Annotated in this window: 21 protein-coding genes; 11 read left to right on the plus strand and 10 right to left on the minus strand. The window is 71.1% G+C overall.

Translation table 11 applies throughout. The features are described from left to right. Positions 1 to 14: 14 nt before the first annotated feature. From ACF1AJ_RS16335 to ACF1AJ_RS16345, 3 genes are read right to left on the minus strand one after another with little or no spacing between them, the layout of a single operon-like run. Positions 15 to 917, minus strand: a complete 903-nt coding sequence (locus ACF1AJ_RS16335; RefSeq protein WP_391508302.1) for a phosphoribosylaminoimidazolesuccinocarboxamide synthase — start codon at positions 915 to 917, stop codon at positions 15 to 17. 43 nt (positions 918 to 960) lie between these two features. Then, on the minus strand, positions 961 to 1,302 hold the full coding sequence (locus tag ACF1AJ_RS16340; protein ID WP_391508778.1) for an SHOCT domain-containing protein: 342 nt from the start codon (positions 1,300 to 1,302) through the stop codon (positions 961 to 963). 25 nt (positions 1,303 to 1,327) lie between these two features. Then, complete coding sequence (locus ACF1AJ_RS16345; RefSeq protein ID WP_391508303.1) at positions 1,328 to 1,774, minus strand: DUF6325 family protein; 447 nt, start codon at positions 1,772 to 1,774, stop codon at positions 1,328 to 1,330. A 179-nt stretch (positions 1,775 to 1,953) separates the two neighbouring features. Here ACF1AJ_RS16345 and ACF1AJ_RS16350 point away from each other — a divergent pair, with 179 nt between their 5' ends. Further along, the gene (locus ACF1AJ_RS16350) at positions 1,954 to 3,198 is read left to right on the plus strand and encodes an FAD-binding protein (protein WP_391508304.1); all 1,245 of its coding nucleotides are present in this window, start codon (positions 1,954 to 1,956) and stop codon (positions 3,196 to 3,198) included. Between the two features lie 94 nt (positions 3,199 to 3,292). Here ACF1AJ_RS16350 and purD read toward each other — a convergent pair whose 3' ends face one another. Next, a complete protein-coding gene (purD, locus tag ACF1AJ_RS16355) occupies positions 3,293 to 4,549 on the minus strand; it encodes a phosphoribosylamine--glycine ligase (protein ID WP_391508305.1) in 1,257 nt (418 codons plus the stop codon). A 68-nt stretch (positions 4,550 to 4,617) separates the two neighbouring features. Here purD and ACF1AJ_RS16360 point away from each other — a divergent pair, with 68 nt between their 5' ends. After that, positions 4,618 to 4,974, plus strand: a complete 357-nt coding sequence (locus ACF1AJ_RS16360; RefSeq protein WP_391508306.1) for a sterol carrier family protein — start codon at positions 4,618 to 4,620, stop codon at positions 4,972 to 4,974. Positions 4,975 to 5,002: 28 nt separating this feature from the next. On the opposite strand, the gene ACF1AJ_RS16365 is transcribed toward ACF1AJ_RS16360, so the two are convergent. After that, on the minus strand, positions 5,003 to 5,140 hold the full coding sequence (locus ACF1AJ_RS16365; RefSeq protein ID WP_391508307.1) for a hypothetical protein: 138 nt from the start codon (positions 5,138 to 5,140) through the stop codon (positions 5,003 to 5,005). A 74-nt stretch (positions 5,141 to 5,214) separates the two neighbouring features. Here ACF1AJ_RS16365 and ACF1AJ_RS16370 point away from each other — a divergent pair, with 74 nt between their 5' ends. From ACF1AJ_RS16370 to ACF1AJ_RS16405, 8 genes are all read left to right on the plus strand, one after another. After that, entirely contained in the window at positions 5,215 to 5,628 is a 414-nt protein-coding gene (locus ACF1AJ_RS16370) for a hypothetical protein (protein WP_391508308.1), read from the plus strand. Positions 5,629 to 5,657: 29 nt separating this feature from the next. After that, positions 5,658 to 7,229, plus strand: a complete 1,572-nt coding sequence (purF, locus tag ACF1AJ_RS16375) for an amidophosphoribosyltransferase (protein WP_309854366.1) — start codon at positions 5,658 to 5,660, stop codon at positions 7,227 to 7,229. A gap of 58 nt (positions 7,230 to 7,287) precedes the next feature. Next, positions 7,288 to 8,409 (plus strand): phosphoribosylformylglycinamidine cyclo-ligase, encoded by a 1,122-nt coding sequence (gene purM, locus ACF1AJ_RS16380; protein ID WP_391508309.1) that lies wholly within the window; start codon positions 7,288 to 7,290, stop codon positions 8,407 to 8,409. Positions 8,410 to 8,469: 60 nt separating this feature from the next. Continuing rightward, a complete protein-coding gene (locus ACF1AJ_RS16385; protein ID WP_391508310.1) occupies positions 8,470 to 9,756 on the plus strand; it encodes a Calx-beta domain-containing protein in 1,287 nt (428 codons plus the stop codon). A gap of 68 nt (positions 9,757 to 9,824) precedes the next feature. After that, positions 9,825 to 10,748 (plus strand): ABC transporter ATP-binding protein, encoded by a 924-nt coding sequence (locus tag ACF1AJ_RS16390; RefSeq protein ID WP_391508311.1) that lies wholly within the window; start codon positions 9,825 to 9,827, stop codon positions 10,746 to 10,748. Then, positions 10,745 to 11,488, plus strand: coding sequence for an ABC transporter permease (locus tag ACF1AJ_RS16395; RefSeq protein WP_391508312.1), 744 nt, complete (start codon positions 10,745 to 10,747; stop codon positions 11,486 to 11,488). The genes ACF1AJ_RS16390 and ACF1AJ_RS16395 overlap by 4 nt, the downstream gene beginning before the upstream one ends. Before the next feature lie 31 nt (positions 11,489 to 11,519). After that, a complete protein-coding gene (locus tag ACF1AJ_RS16400) occupies positions 11,520 to 12,686 on the plus strand; it encodes a sensor histidine kinase (RefSeq protein ID WP_391508313.1) in 1,167 nt (388 codons plus the stop codon). Then, positions 12,683 to 13,297 (plus strand): response regulator, encoded by a 615-nt coding sequence (locus ACF1AJ_RS16405; protein WP_391508314.1) that lies wholly within the window; start codon positions 12,683 to 12,685, stop codon positions 13,295 to 13,297. The genes ACF1AJ_RS16400 and ACF1AJ_RS16405 overlap by 4 nt, the downstream gene beginning before the upstream one ends. 37 nt (positions 13,298 to 13,334) lie before the next feature. Here the strand turns inward: ACF1AJ_RS16405 and ACF1AJ_RS16410 are convergent, their stop codons facing one another. Continuing rightward, positions 13,335 to 13,568: a DUF3073 domain-containing protein gene (locus ACF1AJ_RS16410; protein WP_309854348.1), complete on the minus strand. Its 234-nt coding sequence runs from the start codon at positions 13,566 to 13,568 to the stop codon at positions 13,335 to 13,337. A gap of 143 nt (positions 13,569 to 13,711) precedes the next feature. Here ACF1AJ_RS16410 and ACF1AJ_RS16415 point away from each other — a divergent pair, with 143 nt between their 5' ends. Beyond that, positions 13,712 to 14,785, plus strand: a complete 1,074-nt coding sequence (locus ACF1AJ_RS16415; RefSeq protein ID WP_391508315.1) for an NAD(P)-binding domain-containing protein — start codon at positions 13,712 to 13,714, stop codon at positions 14,783 to 14,785. A gap of 33 nt (positions 14,786 to 14,818) precedes the next feature. On the opposite strand, the gene ACF1AJ_RS16420 is transcribed toward ACF1AJ_RS16415, so the two are convergent. Genes ACF1AJ_RS16420 through ACF1AJ_RS16435 form a run of 4 tightly spaced genes read right to left on the minus strand, consistent with a single transcriptional unit; the run spans position 14,819 to position 19,762 of the window. Continuing rightward, positions 14,819 to 16,960 carry a glycogen debranching N-terminal domain-containing protein gene (locus tag ACF1AJ_RS16420; RefSeq protein WP_391508316.1) on the minus strand — a complete coding sequence of 714 codons (2,142 nt, stop codon included), beginning with the start codon at positions 16,958 to 16,960 and terminating at the stop codon, positions 14,819 to 14,821. After that, positions 16,957 to 17,700, minus strand: coding sequence for a Type 1 glutamine amidotransferase-like domain-containing protein (locus tag ACF1AJ_RS16425; RefSeq protein ID WP_391508317.1), 744 nt, complete (start codon positions 17,698 to 17,700; stop codon positions 16,957 to 16,959). The genes ACF1AJ_RS16420 and ACF1AJ_RS16425 overlap by 4 nt, the downstream gene beginning before the upstream one ends. Continuing rightward, the gene (locus tag ACF1AJ_RS16430) at positions 17,697 to 18,605 is read right to left on the minus strand and encodes a carbohydrate ABC transporter permease (RefSeq protein WP_391508318.1); all 909 of its coding nucleotides are present in this window, start codon (positions 18,603 to 18,605) and stop codon (positions 17,697 to 17,699) included. The genes ACF1AJ_RS16425 and ACF1AJ_RS16430 overlap by 4 nt, the downstream gene beginning before the upstream one ends. Continuing rightward, a complete protein-coding gene (locus ACF1AJ_RS16435) occupies positions 18,602 to 19,762 on the minus strand; it encodes a carbohydrate ABC transporter permease (protein ID WP_391508319.1) in 1,161 nt (386 codons plus the stop codon). Before ACF1AJ_RS16435 ends, ACF1AJ_RS16430 begins: the two co-directional genes overlap by 4 nt. Between the last annotated feature and the right edge of the window lie 12 nt (positions 19,763 to 19,774).

Consider the following 19,774-nt stretch of genomic DNA (forward strand, 5'->3'; position numbering starts at 1 on the left):
GGCGGCGCTGCGTCCTACTCGCCGGTGAGCCGCTCCAGAAGCTCGCGGTAGCGCGCGGCCGTGCGCTCGACGATGTCGCCGGGGAGCTCGGGCGGCGTCCCGGTCTTGTCCCAGTTCGCGGCCAGCCAGTCGCGCACGATCTGCTTGTCGAAGCTGGCCATCCGCTCTCCCGCCGTGGTCCCGGTCGCGTAGGCGGCCGCATCCCAGTAACGGCTGGAGTCGCTGGTCAGCACCTCGTCGGCGAGCGTGATCTCGCCGGTCGTGCGGTCGGCGCCGAACTCGAACTTGGTGTCGGCGATGATGATGCCGCGCGCCTCGGCGATCGCGGCTCCGCGCGCGTACACGTGGAGGGAAAGGCGCCGGAGCTCGTCCGCGACCTCGGGCCCGACCAGCTCGACCGTGCGCTCGAAGCTGATGTTCTCGTCGTGCTGGCCGATCGGCGCCTTCCACGCGGGCGTGTAGAGCGGCTCCGGAAGCCGATCGCCGTTCTGCAGCCCGGACGGCAGCGGGATGCCGCACACGCTCTGCGACGCGCGGTACTCCGCCCAGCCGCTGCCCGTGAGGTAGCCGCGGACGACGCACTCGATCGGGAACATGTCGAGCGGCTTCACCAGCATCGAGCGGCCGGCGACCTCGGCCGGGATGCGCTCGACGACGGTGTCGCCGACGAGGGTGTGATCGGGAATGAGGTGGTTCGGCACGTCATCCAGCTGGTCGAACCACCACAGGCTCAGCGTCGTGAGCAGCTCGCCCTTCGCCGGGATGCCGGGCTCCAGGACGTGGTCGAACGCGCTCACGCGGTCGCTCGCGACGACGAGCACGCTGTCCGTGTCGGCGAGGCTGGATGCGCCCTTGGGCACGTACAGATCGCGCACCTTGCCTGAGTAGACGTGGACCCATCCCGGAAGTTCGCTCACCCGTCCATCGTAGAGCGAGCGGCGAACTCCCCGGGTGGGATCGCTAGGCGAGCAGCTTGGCCTTGGCGGCCGCGAACTCCTCGTCAGTGAGCACGCCCTGCGTGTGGAGCGTCGCCAGCTGCTGCAGCCGCGTCATCATGTCGTCGGCCGGAGCCGCCTGCTGCTGCATCGCCGCCTGCTGCTGCATCGCCGCCTGCTGCTGCATCGCGGCCTGCTGCTGCGCCTGCGCCTCCTGGGCCGCCTGCTGCTGCTCGTATTGCTCCTGCTCGTACTGGTTCTGGTACTTCTGCTGCTGGTGGTGCTGCACGCCGCCGGCGACCGCCGTCGCGGTTCCCGCGACGACCGCCGTGCGCGCCGCCATCCCGATCAGTCCCGGCCGTCCCATTCGTCTCAATGGCATGGTGTCCTCCTCAGCCTTCCGTGGTCTCGAGCTCGTCGTAGGCGTCGGCCGCGACCGCGTTGAGCACCGGCGCGGGGATGCGCTCGCTGTGCAGCACGACGCCGCCGGACTGGAAGAACCTGCTCGCCAGGTCTTTCGCCCAGAGGTGCTCGATCACGAGGATCGCCCCCGTGGATCCCGGCTCCAGGAGCTCGGCGATCTGCTGCACGTCCTCGTCCCCGGCGAGCCCGGTGGCGTCGAGCGTGATGTCGGTCATCCCGATCTGGTCGCCGATCTCCTCCAGCTCGATGATGTCGACGCTGCCGTCGTCGTGGCGTTCGACGAAGACCAGGTCGAGCAGTCGCACCGTGCCGTTCTCCACCAGGTCGAGGATCGCTTCGACGACTCCCGCAGACGGTCGATCGGTGTCGAACTGGGCGACCATGAACTCCGCCGGACCGTACTCGAATTCGGCCATTTCATCCTCTTCTCCGCGGCCCACCCCGCTGTCACGCGCACCATACTGCGGCGCGGAGAGGCCCGGCAATGCACCACTTGCGCGGATCGGGGAGCGGCGTCATGTGCCCGGTCACATTCCTAGAATGGGGATGTCGATCGGAGCGGAGGGCCGCCCGACGACCAACCGGGAGGACCTCGATGGCCGAGAAGAACTGGGCGGGCAACTACGAGTACCAGGCGGAGCGCATCGCCCGGCCGGGCACGATCGACGAACTGCGCGACCTGGTGCTGAGCGCCCCCGCAGTGCGTGCCCTCGGCAGCAGGCACTCGTTCAACGACCTGGCCGACACTCCCGGTCTGCTGATCAGCACGGCCGGTCTGCCGGGCGACATCCGCATCGACGAGGCCGCCCGCACGGTCACCGTCGGCGGCGGGGTCCGCTACGGCGACCTCGCGCGGGAGCTGCAGGACGCGGGATGGGCGCTGCACAACCTGGCGTCGCTCCCGCACATCTCCGTGGCGGGGGCCATCGCCACGGCGACGCACGGCTCGGGCGACCGCAACGGCAACCTCTCCACTGCGGTGGCCGGGCTCCGCATCCTGACCGGCTCCGGCGAGCTGGTCGAGCTGCGGCGCGGCGACGAGGGGTTCGAAGGAGCCGTCGTCGGTCTCGGCGCGCTCGGCGTCGTGACGGACGTGACGCTCGACGTCCGGCCGACCTACGATGCGCGTCAGCGGCTCTTCGGCGGCGTGCCGTGGGAGGCCGTGATCGACCGGTTCGACGAGGTCACGTCCGCGGCCTACAGCGTGAGTCTGTTCACCACGTGGGATGAGGAGGCCGTCTCGCTCGCCTGGCTGAAGGAGCTCGACGGGGTCGAACCGCTGATCGAGGACGACTTCTTCGGGGCTCCGGCGCTGACCGAGCCACGGCACATGATCCAGACGATGGATGTGCGCAACACCACGGAGCAGCTCGGTGTGGTCGGGCCGTGGAGCGAGCGGCTGGCGCACTTCCGGTTCGAGTTCACGCCGTCGAACGGCGCGGAGATCCAGTCGGAGTACCTGGTGCCGCGCGCCCGTGCCGTCGAGGCGATCGAGGCCGTGCGTGCGCTGGCTCCGGTGGTGGCTCCGCTGCTGCAGATCTCGGAGATCCGCACGGTCGCGGCCGACGACCTGTGGTTGTCGAGCGCGTACCAGACGGACGCGGTCGGCCTCCACTTCACGTGGTTCCGCGACCAGGCGGGCGTGGAGGCCGTGCTCCCGCAGCTCGAGGCCGCTCTGCTGCCCCTCGGCGCGCGTCCGCACTGGGGCAAGCTCTACGTCGACCGCGACCGCGTCGTCCCGTCCCTCTACCCGCGCCTGGCCGACTTCGCAGCGCTCGCGCAGCGGTTCGACCCCGACGCCCGCTTCCGCAACCCGTTCCTCACCCGCCTCCTCCCCTAACCCCCCCGTCCCAAGCCAACAGCTCCTGAGTTTTTCCGCCCTTTCGTCGCGAAAAGGCCGAAAAACTCAGGAGCTGTTGGCTTGGGGGGAGGGGTCAGGAGACGCGGGCGGCGATGTCGGTGCGGTACTGGGCACCCTCGAGGTGGATGCGGTCGAGCGCCGCGTAGGCACGGGAGCGCGCCTCGGCGAAGCCGGTACCGCGCGCGACGACCGACAGCACACGTCCGCCGGTCGCGATCAGTTCACCGGTGGCCTCGTGGCGCGCCGTCGCCGCGTGCGCAATTGTCACCTCGGGCACCGCCGCCGCTTCACCGAGGCCCGTGATCGGCCGCCCGGTCTGCGGCGCCTCCGGGTATCCCTCGCTGGCGAGCACCACGGTGACGGCCGTGTCGAGCGCGAACTCCGGTCGGGGCAGTCCGCCGAGGCCGCCGGTCGCCGACGCGAGCAGCAGCGTCGACAGCGGGGTCACGAGCCGCGGGAGCACGACCTGCGTCTCCGGGTCGCCGAACCGGGCGTTGAACTCGATCACGCGGATGCCGCGGTCGGTCAGGATCAGCCCGCAGTAGAGTAGGCCGATGAACGGCGTCTGCTCGCGCGCCATCGTGCGGACGGTCGGCAGCGCGATGGTGTCGATGACCTCGTCCACGAAGCCGTCCGGCAACCAGGGCAGCGGCGAGTAGGCGCCCATCCCGCCGGTGTTCGGGCCCGCGTCGCCGTCGAGCAGGCGCTTGTAGTCCTGCGCGGGCGAGAGCGGCAGCACGTCGTGCCCGTCGCTGAAGAGGAAGAGTGAGACCTCCTGCCCGTCGAGGAACTCCTCGACCAGCACCCCGCCGTGCCGCAGCCAGTGCGTCGCGTGCTCGACGGCCGCATCCCGATCCTCGGTGACGAGCACGCCTTTGCCGGCTGCCAGCCCGTCGGCCTTGACGACGTACGGCGCACCGAACTCGTCGAGCGCGCGCTCCGCCTCGGCCAGGGTCTCGGCCCGCACAGCCCGCCCGGTCGGCACGCCGGCCGCATCCATGATGCGCTTCGCGTACGCCTTCGAGCCTTCGAGCTGAGCGGCCGCCTTGCCCGGTCCGAACACGGGGATGCCGCGGGTGCGCAGCGGGTCGGCGACGCCGGCGACGAGCGGCGCCTCAGGGCCGATGACGACCAGTTCGATGTCGTTCTCGAGCGCGTACTCTGTGACCGCGACGCCGTCGAGCGGATCGAGCGACGTCTCCACCCGGACGTCCTGTGCGATCCCGGCGTTCCCGGGCGCCGCCACGATGTCGTGGCGCACCTCCTCGGCGAGCAGCGCGGTGATGATGGCGTGCTCACGGGCACCGGAACCGAGGACGAGAATCTTCACGCCACCATGCTAGAGGGAGTGGATGCGGCGCTCCGGCTTCAGGCGTGCGCGGTGGAAGGATGGATGCCATGGCGAGAGCGAAGATCGCGGACGAGGTCGGCGGCCCGGCCGTCCGGGCGGCCGTCGCGGGCGGCGCCGACCGCAACACGACGGCGACGGCCGTGCGATACCTGCTGCAGCTGCTGGCGGAGCGCGCGCCGGGCAACACCGTCGAGGTGCGCGTGCCGCCGTTCGGTGCGGTGCAGTGCATCCCGGGTCCGCGGCACACGCGCGGGACGCCGCCGAACGTCATCGAGACGGATGCCGCCACCTGGCTGGCACTGGCGTCCGGTTCGGTGACGTGGGACGAGGGGATCGCGTCCGGCGCGGTGCACGCATCCGGCCAGCGGGCATCCCTCGAAGGACTCCTCCCGCTGCGCTACTGAGCCGGCGGGCCGCGCGGCCGGGGTATCGTCAGCCCACCCCGCGCACCCCGCCCAGCACGCCCACGATCGCGGCGACGAGCAGCAGCAGCGCGAATCCACCCGCCACCGCCGGGCCGAGTGCGGCGGCGATCCGGGATGCGGTGCCCGGGCGGTTCGAGGTGCTCATACCCAATCAGACGAGCGCGACGACGGGTCATGACGGCCGACGGCCGCTCAGGTTCAATCTGGGAGAATGAAGGCATGAGCGACACCCCCGAGGACCGGCAGGGCCCCGACCCGCAGGTTGAGGAGACCGTCACACCCGCCGAGGTCCGCGTGCGACGCTCGCCGCGCTACTTCCGCTTCATGATCACCGGCGCCATCCTCTTCGCCATCGTCGCCCTCGTCCTCACCTTCTCCTTCCCCGAGAACCCGACGTACGATCGCGGCTCCGTCTTCGGCTTCCTGCTCGCGATCTGCGTCACGGTCGGCGTCGCCGTCGGAGCGATCGTCGCTCTCGTGCTCGACCGGGTGACCGCCCGTCGAGCGCGCAGCGTGCAGGCGGATAGAATCGACGTGCGCGTCCCCGAGCCCGGGTCGTCGCCCGAGCGGCGTGAGGGCTCGCAGCCGGAGCCCGGCACGAACGACACCAGCACGAGCGACACCCAGAGCTGAACATCCCGACTTCCTGAAAGGGGTCCGCTGTGGCCGGAGGCGACGGTCTTCTCAGTCACGATCTGCTACCCGGCGAGAAGGGGCCGCAGGACGCCTGCGGTGTCTTCGGCGTCTGGGCTCCCGGTGAGGAGGTCGCCAAGCTCAGCTACTTCGGGCTCTACGCGCTCCAGCACCGCGGCCAGGAGTCGGCAGGCATCGCGACGAGCGACGGCGACAAGATCCTGATCTACAAGGACATGGGCCTCGTCTCGCAGGTGTTCAACGAGAACGCGCTGAACTCGCTGCCCGGCCACATCGCCGTCGGCCACACGCGCTACTCCACCACCGGAGCATCCAGCTGGCAGAACGCGCAGCCGACCCTCGGCTCCACGGCGAGCGGCACCGTCGCCCTCGGCCACAACGGCAACCTGACCAACACGGCAGAGCTGATGCAGCTCGTCCACGAGCGCTATCCGCAGCACGACGGCGAGCTCAGCCGGGGCAACACCACCGACACCGCGGTCGTGACGGCCCTCCTCACCGGAGACCTGGACCACACGCTCGAGTCGACCGCCCTGGAGGTGCTTCCGCGACTGCGCGGCGCCTTCTGCCTGGTCTTCATGGACGAGCACACGCTGTACGCCGCCCGCGACCCGCAGGGCGTGCGCCCGCTGGTGCTCGGTCGCCTCGAGCGCGGCTGGGTCGTCGCCTCGGAGACCGCCGCGCTCGACATCGTCGGTGCCAGCTTCGTGCGCGAGGTCGAGCCGGGCGAGCTGATCGCGATCGACGAGAACGGCCTGCGCAGCCAGCGCTTCGCCAGCGAGAAGCGTGCGGGATGCGTCTTCGAGTACGTCTACCTGGCTCGTCCCGACACCACCATCTCCGGCCGCGGCGTCTACGAGGCCCGCGTCGAGATGGGCCGCCAGCTCGCGCGCGAGCACGCGGTCGAGGCCGACCTGGTCATCCCGACGCCCGAGTCCGGCACCCCGGCGGCAATCGGCTACGCGCAGGCGTCCGGCATCCCGTTCGGTCAGGGCCTCGTCAAGAACTCCTACGTCGGCCGCACCTTCATCCAGCCGTCGCAGACCATCCGCCAGCGCGGTATCAAGCTGAAGCTGAACCCGCTGAAGGAGGTCATCAAGGGCAAGCGCCTGATCGTGGTGGACGACTCCATCGTGCGCGGCAACACGCAGCGCGCGCTGGTGTCGATGCTCCGCGAGGCCGGTGCGGCCGAGGTGCACGTCCGCATCTCGAGCCCTCCCATCACCTGGCCGTGCTTCTACGGCATCGACTTCGCCTCGCGCGCAGAGCTCATCGCCACCGGCCTGGGGGTGGAGGAGGTGCGCCAGTCGATCGGCGCCGACAGCCTCGGCTACCTCTCTGAAGACGGCATGATCGACGCGACCGAGCAGCCGCGCGAGCTGCTGTGCACCGCGTGCTTCACCGGCAAGTACCCGATCGAGCTCCCGGACGCGCACCACCTGGGCAAGAACCTGCTCGAGCGTCCGGAGGTCAGCCCGACCGACGACGGCTCCGACGCGACGTCCGATGGATGCGAGCCCGGCCCCGACTCGGAGCTCGAGCCGCTGCTCAGCTTCGGCGACCCCGGCCGCCAGGAGTAGAGCAGCCAGGAGCGCCCCCGCTTTTCCGGTGCCCGCAGGCCCCGGATACGATGGACCGGTGACCGACTCCGCCGCCTCCTCGTCCGCCTCCTACGCCGCCGCCGGCGTCGACACCGCTGCGGGCGACCGGGCCGTCGAGCTGATGAAGGCGGCCGTCGGCCGCACCCACGGACCGGAGGTGCTGGGCGGCGTCGGCGGCTTCGCGGGCCTGTTCGACGTCTCGTTCCTGAAGGACTTCGACCGTCCGCTGCTGGCCACTTCCACCGACGGCGTCGGCACGAAGGTCGCCATCGCGCAGGCGCTCGACAAGCACGACACGATCGGTCAGGACCTGGTCGGGATGGTCGTCGACGACATCGTCGTGGTCGGAGCGCGTCCGCTGTTCATGACCGACTACATCGCGTGCGGCAAGGTGGTCCCGGAGCGGATCGCCGCGATCGTCGCGGGCATCGCGACCGCGTGCGCGGAGACGGGCACCGCCCTCGTCGGCGGTGAGACCGCCGAACACCCGGGCCTTCTGGGGCCGGACGACTACGACGTCGCTGGGGCCGCGGTCGGCGCGGTCGAGGCGGATGCCGTGCTCGGCGCCGACCGGGTGCGGGATGGCGATGTCGTGCTGGCGATGGCGTCATCCGGTCTCCACTCCAACGGCTACTCGCTGGTCCGCCACATCCTCGCCGCGCGCGGCATCGGGTTCACGGACCACTCCGCCGAGTTCGGCGGTGTCGTGGGCGAGGCCCTGCTCGAGCCGACGCGCCTCTACACGGGGCCGCTGCTGCGCGTGCTGCAGGACCCGGCGCTCGACGGCGCCATCCACTCGCTCAGCCATGTGACGGGCGGGGGCATCGCCGCGAATCTCGCCCGCGTCCTCCCGGTCGGCTCGTGGGTCGAGGTCGACCGGTCCACCTGGTCGCCGACGCCGGTCTTCCGCATCCTGAGCGATCTCGCGGGCAGTTCGCTCGAGTCGAGCGAGGGCACCTGGAACCTCGGCATCGGGATGTTCGCGGTCGTCGCACCGGAGGCCGCGGATGCGGTCGCGGCGGCGATCACGGCCGACGGCATCCCCACCTGGCGCGCCGGTGTCGTCTCGACGTCCGCGCGCGACCTGACCGGGTTCGAGCAGGGCGCCAAGGGCGTCGACGGCGGCGCCGTGCGCCTCGTCGGCTCCTACGCCGGCTGAGCCCACGTCACCCTTTTTGGTCGGAGCGCGGACGGGCGCCGTCCCGCTAGAGTGACGCGTGTGAGCCGACCGCACGCCCGCTTCCGCCTGGCGTCCGCGCTCACCCTTCTGGCTCTCTCCGGTTTGGGGATCGCCGCCGCAGCCTCTCCGGCGCTGGCGGATCCGTCCGTGTCCGCGCCTCCCGCGCCCACGCCCCCCGCGCCGGCTGATGCGCTCACGCCGCTCGTCGATTGCGTGCAGGATGCGCCGCTCGGTACCGTCGCCGCGCGAACGGTCGTGCTCGGCTACCGGTCGACGGCCTCCGTGCCGATTTCCCTTCCCGCGGGAGGCGGCTCGAACGACCTCACGGGCGGCACCGCCGACCGCGGCCAGCCGGCGACCTTCGGGCCGGGCGAGCACCACGGCGTCTGGCTCCTGACCCTGGATGCCGCTGCCGAGCCCACGCTCGGCTGGCGCTTGGGCGCGACGACCACCGACTTCGCCGCCGCACCCGCCTGCACGGCGGCGACCGCGGTCACTCTCAGCACGCCGACGAAGGTCGCGGCGGGCGGCACGGCCGCCGTGTCGGCGACGGTCACCCGGATGCTGCTCGCTGCGCCCGGATCCGGCTCGGTCGCCTTCTCCCTCGACGGGGGGACCCCGGTGGTCGCGCCGGTCTCCGCGACCGGCGTCGCGCGCGCCGACATCCCGGTGACCGCCGCCGGTACGCACAGCCTCACGGCGACGTTCCAGCCCGAGCAGTCGTCCGGGCTCCTCAGTGCGGTCGGAACCGCGACGTTCACCGCGACGGCTCCGAGCGCCCCGCTGACCGTCGCGACCGACTCGGTCGTCGCGGGAAGCACCAGCGTCCTCGTCACGGTCGCCCGCGCCTCCGGTGCGGGCGATGCCACGGTCGATGTCATGACCGCCGACGGCACCGCCCGTGCGGGCGCCGACTACACGGCGCTGGCCACCACGGTCGCGCTGGCCGACGGTCAGACGACGGCCACGGTGCGGGTGCCGCTCGCCTCACGCCCGGCGGGGTCGCCCGCCGCGACGTTCTTCGTGCTGCTGCAGCGCGCATCCACCTCCGTGACGACGGCGTCGGCGACCGTCATGCTTCCTGCCGTCGCCGCTGTGGCGCCGGCGACGGCAGCAGCCGCAGGCACGCACGGCGGTGGCAGTACGCCGGCGGCAGCCTCGTCCGTGCTCCCGCCCGACGACCCGACGGCCGCCGGACCCGGCGCGACGATGGCCGCCGGGGAGGACCTCGCCGTGCTGTTCGGCGGCATCCTGCTCACCGCGGGCGGCATCCTCGGTGTCCTCGGACTCGTGCGTGCCGCCGGGATGCGCGAAGCACGGGCATGACAAACGTCACCCCCAGATCCTGACACCCGCTCTGCTCTCCGCCGGACGGCCGTCGGCACTCTGGAGAGGTGAACGAGACACCCGCCATCCACCTGTCCGGCCTGCGCAAGACCTTCGGTGCGCTCACGGCCGTCGACGGCGTCGACCTGAGCATCCGCCCGGGCGAGGTCGTCGCCCTGCTGGGCCCCAACGGCGCCGGCAAGTCCACGACCATCGACCTCGCACTCGGCCTCGCGCGCCCGACCGCTGGCCGGGTTGAGCTCTTCGGTGCACCGCCGCGCCAGGCGGTCGCCGCCGGCCGCGTCGGCGCGATGCTCCAGGGCGGCGCGCTGCTGCCGACCCTGACCGTGGCCGAGTCGGTGGCGCTCGTCGCGGCGGCGCACCGGCACCCTCTCAGCGTCGCCGAGGCGCTCGAGCGCGCGCGCTGCACGGAGATCGCGCGTCAGCGCGTCTCGAAGCTGTCCGGCGGCCAGCTCCAACGCGCACGGTTCGCCGTCGCCGTCGTCTCCGACCCTGACCTCCTGTTCCTCGACGAGCCGACCGCAGCGATGGATGTGGAGGCGCGACGCACCTTCTGGCAGTCGATGCGCGAGTTCACCGATGCCGGGCGGACGGTCGTGTTCGCCACCCACTACCTCGACGAGGCGGACGAGTACGCCGACCGCATCGTGATGATGGCCCGGGGGCGGATCGTCGCCGACGGCACGCCCGCCGAGGTCAAGGCCGTCGTGTCCGGCCGCCGTATCCGCGCCACCGCCGCCTTCCCGGAGACGTCCGCGAGCAACGCGGCCCTCGCCGGTCTCCCCGGCGTCCGCAGCGCAGACCGCCGCGGCGACGTTCTGACCCTCGTCAGCGACGACTCCGACGCCACCCTGCGGGCACTGCTCGCCACGCACGACGACATCCACGACATCGAGGTGACCGCGCACACCATGGACGAGGCCTTCCTCGCCCTCACCGAGGCGCGCGACACGGAAGGAGCACTCTCATGAGCATCGCCTACCTGGGGCGCGAGTCCCTCCGCCAACTGAAGAACATGCGTGCCATGATCTTCACCCTCGCCGTTCCACTGGTCATGCTGTTCGCCTTCGGGGGCACGTTCGGCGGTGCCGGGCAGGTGGACGCGACGACGCACCTGCCGTGGCTCGTGGTCACGACCATCCAGGTCGCCGCCTACGGCGGGATGATGTCGGCACTCTCGCAGGCGTTCCAGATCGTCACCGAGCGCTCCATCGGCTGGAACCGGCAGCTGCGGATCACGCCGCTGAGCGGCATGGGCTACCTGGTGTCCAAGCTCGTCGCCGCCCTGGCGCTCGCCCTGTTCAGCATCGTCGTCATCATCGGCGTCTCCATCGCGCTGTACCATCCCGACCTCTCCGTCGGCAGCTGGCTGCTCGCCGGGCTGGCGATCTGGTGCGGTGTCATCCCGTTCGCGCTGCTCGGCATCCTGATCGGGCAGTTCGCCAAGCCGGAGTTCGCCCAGCCGCTGTTCATGGCCGTGTTCATGGGCATGGCCGTATTGGGCGGCCTGTGGATCCCGCTGCAGGTGTTCCCCGCCTGGGTGGCGGACGTGGCGCGGGCCGTGCCGTCGTACTGGCTCAACCGGGTCGGTCAGCTCGGCGCGCTGCAGAGCGGCGACGCGCTGACGCCGGCGATCGTGCTCACCGCGTGGGCGCTGGGTCTGGGAGCGCTCATCGTCTGGCGCTACCGGCGCGACGCGGCGCGGGGCTGAGCGTCGCCGGGCCGCTGGCTAAGGTAGCAACGTGTTCTCGCGTGAAGTGCCGGAGGTCCGTCCGGTCGGATGGCGCGCCCGGCTCCTCCACCCGGCCGCGTACCGCTGGTATCCGGGGGCGACGATCGGCCTGCTGTACCAGGCCTCGGTGCTCGTCGGGCTGTGGACGGCGCAGGGCACTCTCGCCGAGAAGCTGGGCATCACCGCCCTGCTCGCCGTCGTCTACCTCGGCTTCCTCGTGCTCCCGCCGCTCCTCTGGTGGGAGACGGAGCGCCGGCGACTGGTCGGGATCGGCCTCTATTTCGTGCTCACGCTGACGCTCTTCCCGCTGATCGGTGTCGTCGCCTGTTGGACCTGGGTGTACGTGGCGTGCGTCGCGGGCATGGTGGTGTCGCGCACCCCGATCGCGTGGGCGATCATCGGGTCGCTCGGCGGCGTCCAGCTCATCGTGCTGACGGTCGCCGGAACCGTGGAGGACGACTGGTTCATCGCGCTGGTCACGGTGTCCATCGGCGTGATGATGAGCGCATTCGCCCGACAGATCGACGCCCTCCGACGGCTGCGCAACGCGCAGGGCGAGATCGCCCGGCTGGCCGTCATCGAGGAACGCGCCCGGTTCTCCCGCGACATGCACGACGTGCTGGGGCACTCGCTCACCGTCGTCACGGTCAAGTCGGAGCTCGCCCGGAGGCTCATCCCCGTCGACCCGGATCGGGCGGCGGAGGAGATCGCCGACATCGAGCGTCTCAGCCGGTCGGCGCTGGCCGACCTGCGCGCCGCTGTCGCCGGGTACCGCGAGATGAGCCTGTCGACCGAGCTGGCTGCTGCGCAGGCGGGGCTGGCGGCCGCCGACATCCACGCGCACCTCCCCCGCAACGGTGAGGAGGTCGACCCGGAGCTGCGCGAGCTGTTCGGCTGGGTGCTGCGCGAGGGCGTCACCAACGTGATCCGCCACTCCGGCTCGCGCAACTGCTGGGTGACCGTCGGACCGGAGAGCCTCGACATCGAGGACGACGGGCGCGGCCCGCACGGGAGCGGGCCGGAACCGGCGCCGGTGGGGGCGGAGGTCTCGCCCTCCGCGCGCGACGGATCCGGCCTCGCCGGGCTGAGCGCCCGCGCCGCGCAGGTCGGCGCCAGGATCGGGGTCGGATCCGGACCCCGCGGAGGCACCCTGCTGAGCGTGAGGAGGGCCGTGTGACCGACACCATCCGGCTGTTGCTGGCCGACGATCAGGCGCTGGTCCGCGGCGCGCTCGCCGCCCTGCTCGACCTCGAACCGGACCTCGAGGTGGTCGCGCAGGTCGGGAGGGGCGACGACGTCGTGGATGCGGCCCGCGCATCCCGAGCCGATGTCGCGCTGCTCGACGTGGAGATGCCCGGCGCCGACGGCATCCAGGCGGCGGCACAGCTGCGGGCCGCCGTGCCCGGGTGCCGGTCGCTGATCGTGACGACGTTCGGGCGGCCGGGCTACCTACGCCGCGCGATGGAGGCAGGCGCTTCGGGGTTCGTCGTCAAGGACACCCCGTCGGGTCAGCTCGCGGATGCTGTGCGCCGGGTCGCCTCGGGGCTGCGGGTGGTCGACCCCACGCTCGCGGCTGAGTCGCTCGCGTCCGGAGCGTCACCGCTGACAGTTCGGGAGGCCGAGGTGCTGGAGGTCGCAGCCGAGGGTGGGACGATCTCGGACATCGCCCGCCGGCTGCACCTCAGCGACGGGACGGTCCGGAACCACCTCTCGAGCGCGATCGGGAAGACGGGCGCGCGCAACCGTTCCGAGGCCGTGTCGATCGCGACACGACAGGGCTGGCTCTGAGCCGCGAAGGATCGCAGCTCAGCACGGGCGGCCGGCGCTAGGCGCGCTTCGGAGTGCCCGTCTCCTCGTCCTCGTCCTCGTACTCGTAGGTGTCGTCGGACTCGGTCTCGTCCTCCGCCTCGTACTCGGCCCACTTCGCGTATTGCTCGTCGTCGCCATGGGAGTGGCCGGTCAGCTCACGCTCCAGAGCGTCGTAGTTCACATTGGGACTGAACGACTTCAACTGCCGCGCGATCTTGGTGTGTTTTGCCTTCTGACGGCCGCGCCCCATGCGTGACCCCCTTTTGGTCCCAGCCCGGGCGAGAGAGGCTCCCCGGGGATCGAATAGAAACAGTGAAAACTAGCATGGAGTTTAGCATGCGGACATCGCGGACCCCCGAGTTCCCGCACAGCGAGAAGTGATGGGATGAGCGTGTGAGCACGACCAGGACCGAGACCCAGGTGGTGGTCATCGGCGCGGGCCAGGCGGGGCTCGCCGTCGCCTACTATCTGCGGCGGTTCGAACTGGCCCCGGGCGACGATTTCATCGTCTACGACCGCGGCCCGGTGACGGGTGGAGCCTGGCAGCACCGGTGGGATGCGCTCAAGCTCGGCAGCGCCCATCACGTGAACGATCTGCCGGGGATGTCCGAGCTGGGTCTCAGCTTCGACACGGCCGACCGGTCCCTCCCGGCGCGCGACATCGTCGCCGGCTACTACCGCCGCTACGAGGACTACTTCGGCCTGCAGGTACAGCGTCCGGTGACTGTGCACAGCGTCTCCGACCGGGGCGCGGACCTCATCGTGGAGCACAGCGCGGGCGAGACGGCGACGCGCATCGTCGTGAACGCCTCGGGAACCTGGGGCTCGCCGTTCGTGCCGTACTACCCGGGCATGAACGACTTCGCCGGACGTCACGTCCATACGTCCACGTACCGCTCGGCCGACGAGTTCGCGGGTCAGTCGGTGGTCGTGGTGGGGGGAGGCACCAGCGCGATCGGGTTCCTGCTCGAGCTGGAGGGCGTCGCAGACGCCCTGACCTGGGCGACGAGGCGGCCGGTCGACTTCCGCGACGAGTCGGAGCTGACGATCGAGGGCGGGGTCGCCGCGGTGGCGATGCAGGATGCGGCGGCGCGCGCCGGCCAGGCTCTGCCGTCGATCGTGAGCGGCACGGGCGTCCCCCGCACGCGGCGGATCGCCGCCGGGATCGAGCGCGGCGTGCTGACCGAGCGGCCGATGTTCACCCGCATCGAGAAGGACGGCGTGCGTTGGCCGGACGGCTCGTTCACCCGCGCGGACGCGATCATCTGGGCGACCGGCTTCCGTCCGGAGCTGCGTCATCTCGCCCCGCTGCACCTGCGCGAGAAGACGGGCGGTCTGACCGTCGCGTCCGGTGCCTCCTGGCAGGATTCGCGCATATTCCTCGCCGGGTATGGTCCGCAGGCGTCGACGATCGGGGCCAACCGGGCCGGCCGGATCATCGCGCGCCAGATCATGGCGCAACTGTAGGCGGCGACTCTGGCCCGGCGGGGACTTGCCGCGTCAGGCGGTGACCAAGCGAGGCCGGCCCGCGAAGCGGAGACCCTCGACCTGGATGCCGCCCGCCGTCTCGTCCGGGTCGACCACGAAGCGGCCTTCCGGGGCGTCCGCACGCAGGCCGAGCCGGGCGCTGAGCACGGCCACCGCGGCCGCTGCCGACCACGCCTGCGGCCGGCACGCTGCGGGGTAGGGGATGGGCGCGCTGGTCTGCGAGGCGCTGTCGCCGGAGTGCAGCTCCGGCATCCGGTAGCCGAATCCCGCCGCCGCGGCGAGGAGCCCATCCGACAGCTGCGCGGCCTCGGCGCGGAAGCCGTCGCGTGCGAGCCCGCTGATCGCGATGGCCGTGTCGTGCGCCCAGACGGAGCCGCCGTGGTAGCTGAGCGGCCAGTAGCCCGCCGAGTCCGTCGACATCGTGCGCAGGCCGTAACCGGATGACAGCTCCGGAGAGACGAGGCGTCGTGCGACCAGCTCCGCCTGCTCGGCATCCAGGATTCCCGTGCCGAGGAGGTGGCCGATGTTGCTCGTGACGGTATCGACCTTCCGCTTCGCCGCGTCGAGCGCCACCGCGGGGTACGCGCCGGCCGGATCGGCGATCCAGAAGGCCTCGGCGAAGCGCTGCTTCAGGTCGGCAGCCCAGCCGCGCCAGGCGTCGCCTCCTGGGCGGCCGAAGGCATCGAGCAGTGCGGCGCCGCCGACGGCGGCCTCGTAGGCGTAGCCCTGCACTTCGCAGAGGGCGATGGGGCCGTCGGCCAGCGTGCCGTCACGCCATTGGATCGAGTCGCCGGAGTCCTTCCAGCCCTGGTTGGCGAGGCCGTGCCCCGTGGTGTCGATGTACTCGAGGAATCCGTCTCCGTCGCTGTCGCCGTAGTCGCGCATCCACGCCAGGGCGGCCTCCAGGTGGGGGAGCAGCGCCTCGACTTCGGCAGGCGGCATGCCCCAGCGCCAGGCGTCGTGCAGCAGGCAGATCCAGAGCGCCGTCGCATCGACGGTGCCGTAATACAGCGGCGGCAGTACGACGCCTTCGCCGGGGATCACGAGCGCGCCCGGCCGCAGCTCGTGCATGATCTTGCCGGGCTGTTCGGCGGTCTCCGCGACCGTCTCCGTGCCCTGGTACGCGGCGAGCACCCGGAGCGTGGACGCCGCGATCTCGTGGCCGAGCGGCAGCAGCATCCGCGCCGCCCAGAGCGAGTCGCGGCCGAACAGCGTGAAGAACCACGGCGCGCCGGCCGCCAGGAAGACGTCGTCGGGGTGCTCGACCGTCGACATCCGCAGCGACTGGAGGTCGGCGACAGCGCGGTCGAGCCAGGACGCCAGGCGGGAGTCGCCGGTGGCGGCGCGGAAGGCGGACCACTCCAGCGAGGGCGCGGCGCCCGCCACGACCGCGGTCGGGTCGTCGACGCTGGTGCTCCACTCCACCACGGCCTCTCCGTGTGCCGGCACGTCGACGTCCCAGAGAAGGGTGACGCTCTGCCCGTCGACGGCCACGCGTGCGCCCTCAGCCGACACCCGCGCCGTGACCGGACCGCTGCCGAGGAGGGCGGCCGCACCCTCGATCCGATCGATGGTCACGGGATGCTCGCTCCCGGACAGTCCCGCCTTGATCTGCTGCATGGGGCTGAAGTCGGCCCGCAGCTCGACTTCGACGGTGGTGCGGAGGTCGTCGCCCAGGGCATTGCGCACGGTGATGCGCTCGCCGAGCGACCCGGCAGCGACCGTCCGTCGCTGGTCGATCCGCACCCGCGGATCCGCCGTCGCATCGTCGATCCCGCGGGCGAGGGCCGTGAATACCGCCGTTGCGGCATCCAGCGACGCGGTGGCGATGTGCTCCGGTACAGCCCCTCCGACGGTGAGGAGGGACCGATCGAGCACCCGGAGGTCGGAATGGTAGAAGCCGTGGATGCCGTGCCCGTCGATGCGCCCGTCGGAGGCCGACCAGGCCTGGGAGGGTGCGGTCAGCACCACGACGCTGTCGTGGAGGAGCGGCTGGAGGGGCTGGGTCATCGTGGAGGTCGTGCCTTCGTGATCGTCGCCGAGAGCGGGAGGGGCGTCGGCGGAGTGTTCGGTCGTGCGGTCGTCGGTGGGTGCGGATGCGTCGGAAGCGTGGGGGACGGGCGGGCGGCGGTCGGTTCCCGTGTCGGAGCTCATGCGGCCACCTTCTCGCCGAGCAGGCGGGGCACGAGCCGTTCCTCGCGGACGCCCTCGCCGGCGCGGGTGAGTTGCCAGGCGGAGACGCCGGGGCGTTCGGCCACGATGTCCACGAGCGAACGGCCCCGGTAGACGAGGCCGACCCCTTCATCGAGGGCGTAGCCGTCGGGAAGTGTTCCATCGGCCACAGCGCGCTGGTGCGTCGGCCGCCGTCGTGGATCGGAGTCGTAGTGGACGGCCAGCGACCCGGGGACGAGGCCGATCCCGTCGCGGACGGCGGAGATGTCGGGGCCGTACGAGGAGGTCGTTCCGCCCTCGTGCCAGCAGAGCGCTCCCGCCGAACCTCCGGCGAGCACGACTCCACGGTGCCACGCCTCGGTCAGGATCCGGTCGATGCCGTGCGCCCGCCAGACCGCCAGGAGGTTGACGAGGCTTCCGCCGCTCACCCAGACGACGTCCTGCGATAACAGGTGCGCGCGCACGTCGGCGACGTTGGGATGCGGGAAGAGCCGGAGATGCGTCGCCTCGACTCCGGCAGCGCGGGCCGCCTCGAGTTCCGCCCCCTCGACGTGACGCTGGTCGCCGCCCGCGGTGTTGATGTGGGTGACGCGCGGGGCGCGGCCGTGCACCTCGGCCAGCTCGATGGCGTGGTGCAGCAGCGGCCCGTACACCGAGTCGGTCCACTCGCCGCCGTTCAGCCCGCCGCAGGTGGCGAGAATGGTCGGTTCGGGTGCTGTCATTCCTTCACCGCCCCCTCGCTGGAGTTCATGATCCGCCGCTGGAAGATGAAGAACAGCACCGCGACGGGGATGGTCATGATGGCCGCTGCCGCCAGTTTGAGCGGGTACTGACTGCCCTGGCTCAGCTGACCGCTGGCGAGCCCGGCGACGCCCTTCGTCAGCGTCGTCAGCGAAGGGCTCTGCGTCGAGACGATGAAGTGCGCCAGCTCGTTCCACGACCCCTGGAAGGACAGGATGATGATCGTGATGAGGGCAGGCCGGGCCATCGGGAGCACGATCGACCAGAACACGCGGAACGTGCCCGCTCCGTCGATCCTGGCCTGCTCCTCGACGCTCGCCGGGATGGACTCGAAGAAGTTCTTCATGATGAAGACGCCGGCGGCGTCGGTCAGCAGCGGCAGGATCATGCCCGTGTAGGAGTCGTAGATGCCCAGCTGGTTGATGACGAGGAACTTGGGGATGAGGAGCACGACCATCGGCACGGACATCACCGCGACCAGCGCAGCGAACACGACGGTGCGCCCGCGGAAGTGCAGGCGGGCCAGGGCGTATCCCGCGAGCGAGTCGAAGAACACCCGGCCCAGCGTGACGAACACGGTCACCACGGCCGAGTTGGCGAACCAGATCGGGAAGTCGGAGTTGACGAACAGCTTCGTGTACGCGGCCGTGGTGAACGTCTGCGGGATGAGCGACACCGGGTTCGCCGTCGCCTCGGCGTCCGGCTTGAACGACGTGGCCAGCTGGATAAGGAACGGCATGATGTACACGACCGCCAGCGCGATCAGGATCGCGTACGTCACGGACGTGGCGACGATGGTCGCGGTCGACCGCCTCCGACGCGGACGAGCCGGCGGCGTCGGAGCAGGCGCGGTCGAGCGCTCCACCTGGATCGTGCTGGAGCTCATCGGATCGCTCCCTTCCGCTCGGAGTCGTCGCCGCGAGACGACGGGACGCTGCTCGGAGCGCCTCCCGCCGCCGTGCCGGCCGCCAACGCGGGCTGGTACAGCCGCATCCGTCGCTTGGAGACCGTGCGCTCGCGCAGGATCCACCGCTGCAGCAGGGTGAACACGACGATGATGACGAAGAGGATGAAGGCGATCGCGGCGCCCTGTCCCCATTCCTGGTTGACGAACGACGTCTGATAGGAGAGGTACGCGGGCGTCAGCGTCGTCTTGCCGGGTGCCCCACGGGTCCCGGTGTAGATCTGGTCGAACACCTGCCAGCAGCCGATGAGCCCGAGCGTGAGGACCGTGAAGAGCGTCGGCCGCAGCTGCGGGAGGGTGATCCTCCAGAAGCGCTGCCAGCCGTTCGCGCCGTCCATCATCGCCGCCTCGGTGATGTCACCGCCGAGGTTCTGCAGCGCCGCGAGGAAGAGCAGCATGAACGTGCCGCTGGTGGTGAAGACGGCCATGATGATGTACGCGGTCATGGCGACGGACGGGCCGCCCAGCCAATCCCACCAGGTGACGCCGAGCGCCGTGTTCTGGGTGAGCGCGGCCGGGCCCTGCGTGACGCCGAAGACGGCGAGCAGATCGTGGATGATGCCCGAAGGGTCGTTGAACCAGTTCGGCCCGTGGATGCCGACCCACGACAGCACCTTGTTGACGGCGCCGCTCGTGCTGAACAGGAAGAGCCACAGGACGGTGATGGCGACGGAACTCGTCACGGACGGAAAGTAGAACGCCGTCCGGAAGAACCCGCGACCGCGCAGGACCGCTCGGTTCACCAGGACGGCCAGCCCGAGGGACACCGCGGTCTGGATCGGGACGACCAGGACGACGTACCAGGCGTTGTTCTTGAGCGACATTCCGAAGTCCTGCTCGGCGAGACCGCCGCCGGCGAGGAGCTTCGCGTAGTTGTCGAAGCCGACGAAGTTGACGTCGGAGGCGAAGGGGCTGCCCCGGCCGCCCCAGTCGGAGAAGCTGACCCACAGCGCCATGAGCACCGGGATCACCAGGAAGACGCCGAGCAGCAGGATGACCGGGGCGGTGAACAACCACCCCGAGGCGGCCTCGCCGCGCCGCAGACCGGTGCGACGAGGCCGACTCGTGGTTGTGGACATGGCGGGAGGCTT

The sequence above is a fragment of the Leifsonia sp. NPDC014704 genome (assembly GCF_043083605.1).
GTDB lineage: Bacteria > Actinomycetota > Actinomycetes > Actinomycetales > Microbacteriaceae > Leifsonia.

What these genes read in the sequence shown, in the direction of transcription:
- ACF1AJ_RS16340 (WP_391508778.1), bottom strand. Translation starts at nt 1,302, where the DNA reads ATGGGACGGCCGGGACTGATCGGGATGGCGGCGCGCACGGCGGTCGTC.
- ACF1AJ_RS16345 (WP_391508303.1), bottom strand. Translation starts at nt 1,774, where the DNA reads ATGGCCGAATTCGAGTACGGTCCGGCGGAGTTCATGGTCGCCCAGTTC.
- ACF1AJ_RS16350 (WP_391508304.1), top strand. Translation starts at nt 1,954, where the DNA reads ATGGCCGAGAAGAACTGGGCGGGCAACTACGAGTACCAGGCGGAGCGC.
- ACF1AJ_RS16360 (WP_391508306.1), top strand. Translation starts at nt 4,618, where the DNA reads ATGGCGAGAGCGAAGATCGCGGACGAGGTCGGCGGCCCGGCCGTCCGG.
- ACF1AJ_RS16365 (WP_391508307.1), bottom strand. Translation starts at nt 5,140, where the DNA reads ATGAGCACCTCGAACCGCCCGGGCACCGCATCCCGGATCGCCGCCGCA.
- ACF1AJ_RS16370 (WP_391508308.1), top strand. Translation starts at nt 5,215, where the DNA reads ATGAGCGACACCCCCGAGGACCGGCAGGGCCCCGACCCGCAGGTTGAG.
- ACF1AJ_RS16395 (WP_391508312.1), top strand. Translation starts at nt 10,745, where the DNA reads ATGAGCATCGCCTACCTGGGGCGCGAGTCCCTCCGCCAACTGAAGAAC.
- ACF1AJ_RS16410 (WP_309854348.1), bottom strand. Translation starts at nt 13,568, where the DNA reads ATGGGGCGCGGCCGTCAGAAGGCAAAACACACCAAGATCGCGCGGCAG.
- ACF1AJ_RS16420 (WP_391508316.1), bottom strand. Translation starts at nt 16,960, where the DNA reads ATGAGCTCCGACACGGGAACCGACCGCCGCCCGCCCGTCCCCCACGCT.
- ACF1AJ_RS16425 (WP_391508317.1), bottom strand. Translation starts at nt 17,700, where the DNA reads ATGACAGCACCCGAACCGACCATTCTCGCCACCTGCGGCGGGCTGAAC.
- ACF1AJ_RS16430 (WP_391508318.1), bottom strand. Translation starts at nt 18,605, where the DNA reads ATGAGCTCCAGCACGATCCAGGTGGAGCGCTCGACCGCGCCTGCTCCG.
- ACF1AJ_RS16435 (WP_391508319.1), bottom strand. Translation starts at nt 19,762, where the DNA reads ATGTCCACAACCACGAGTCGGCCTCGTCGCACCGGTCTGCGGCGCGGC.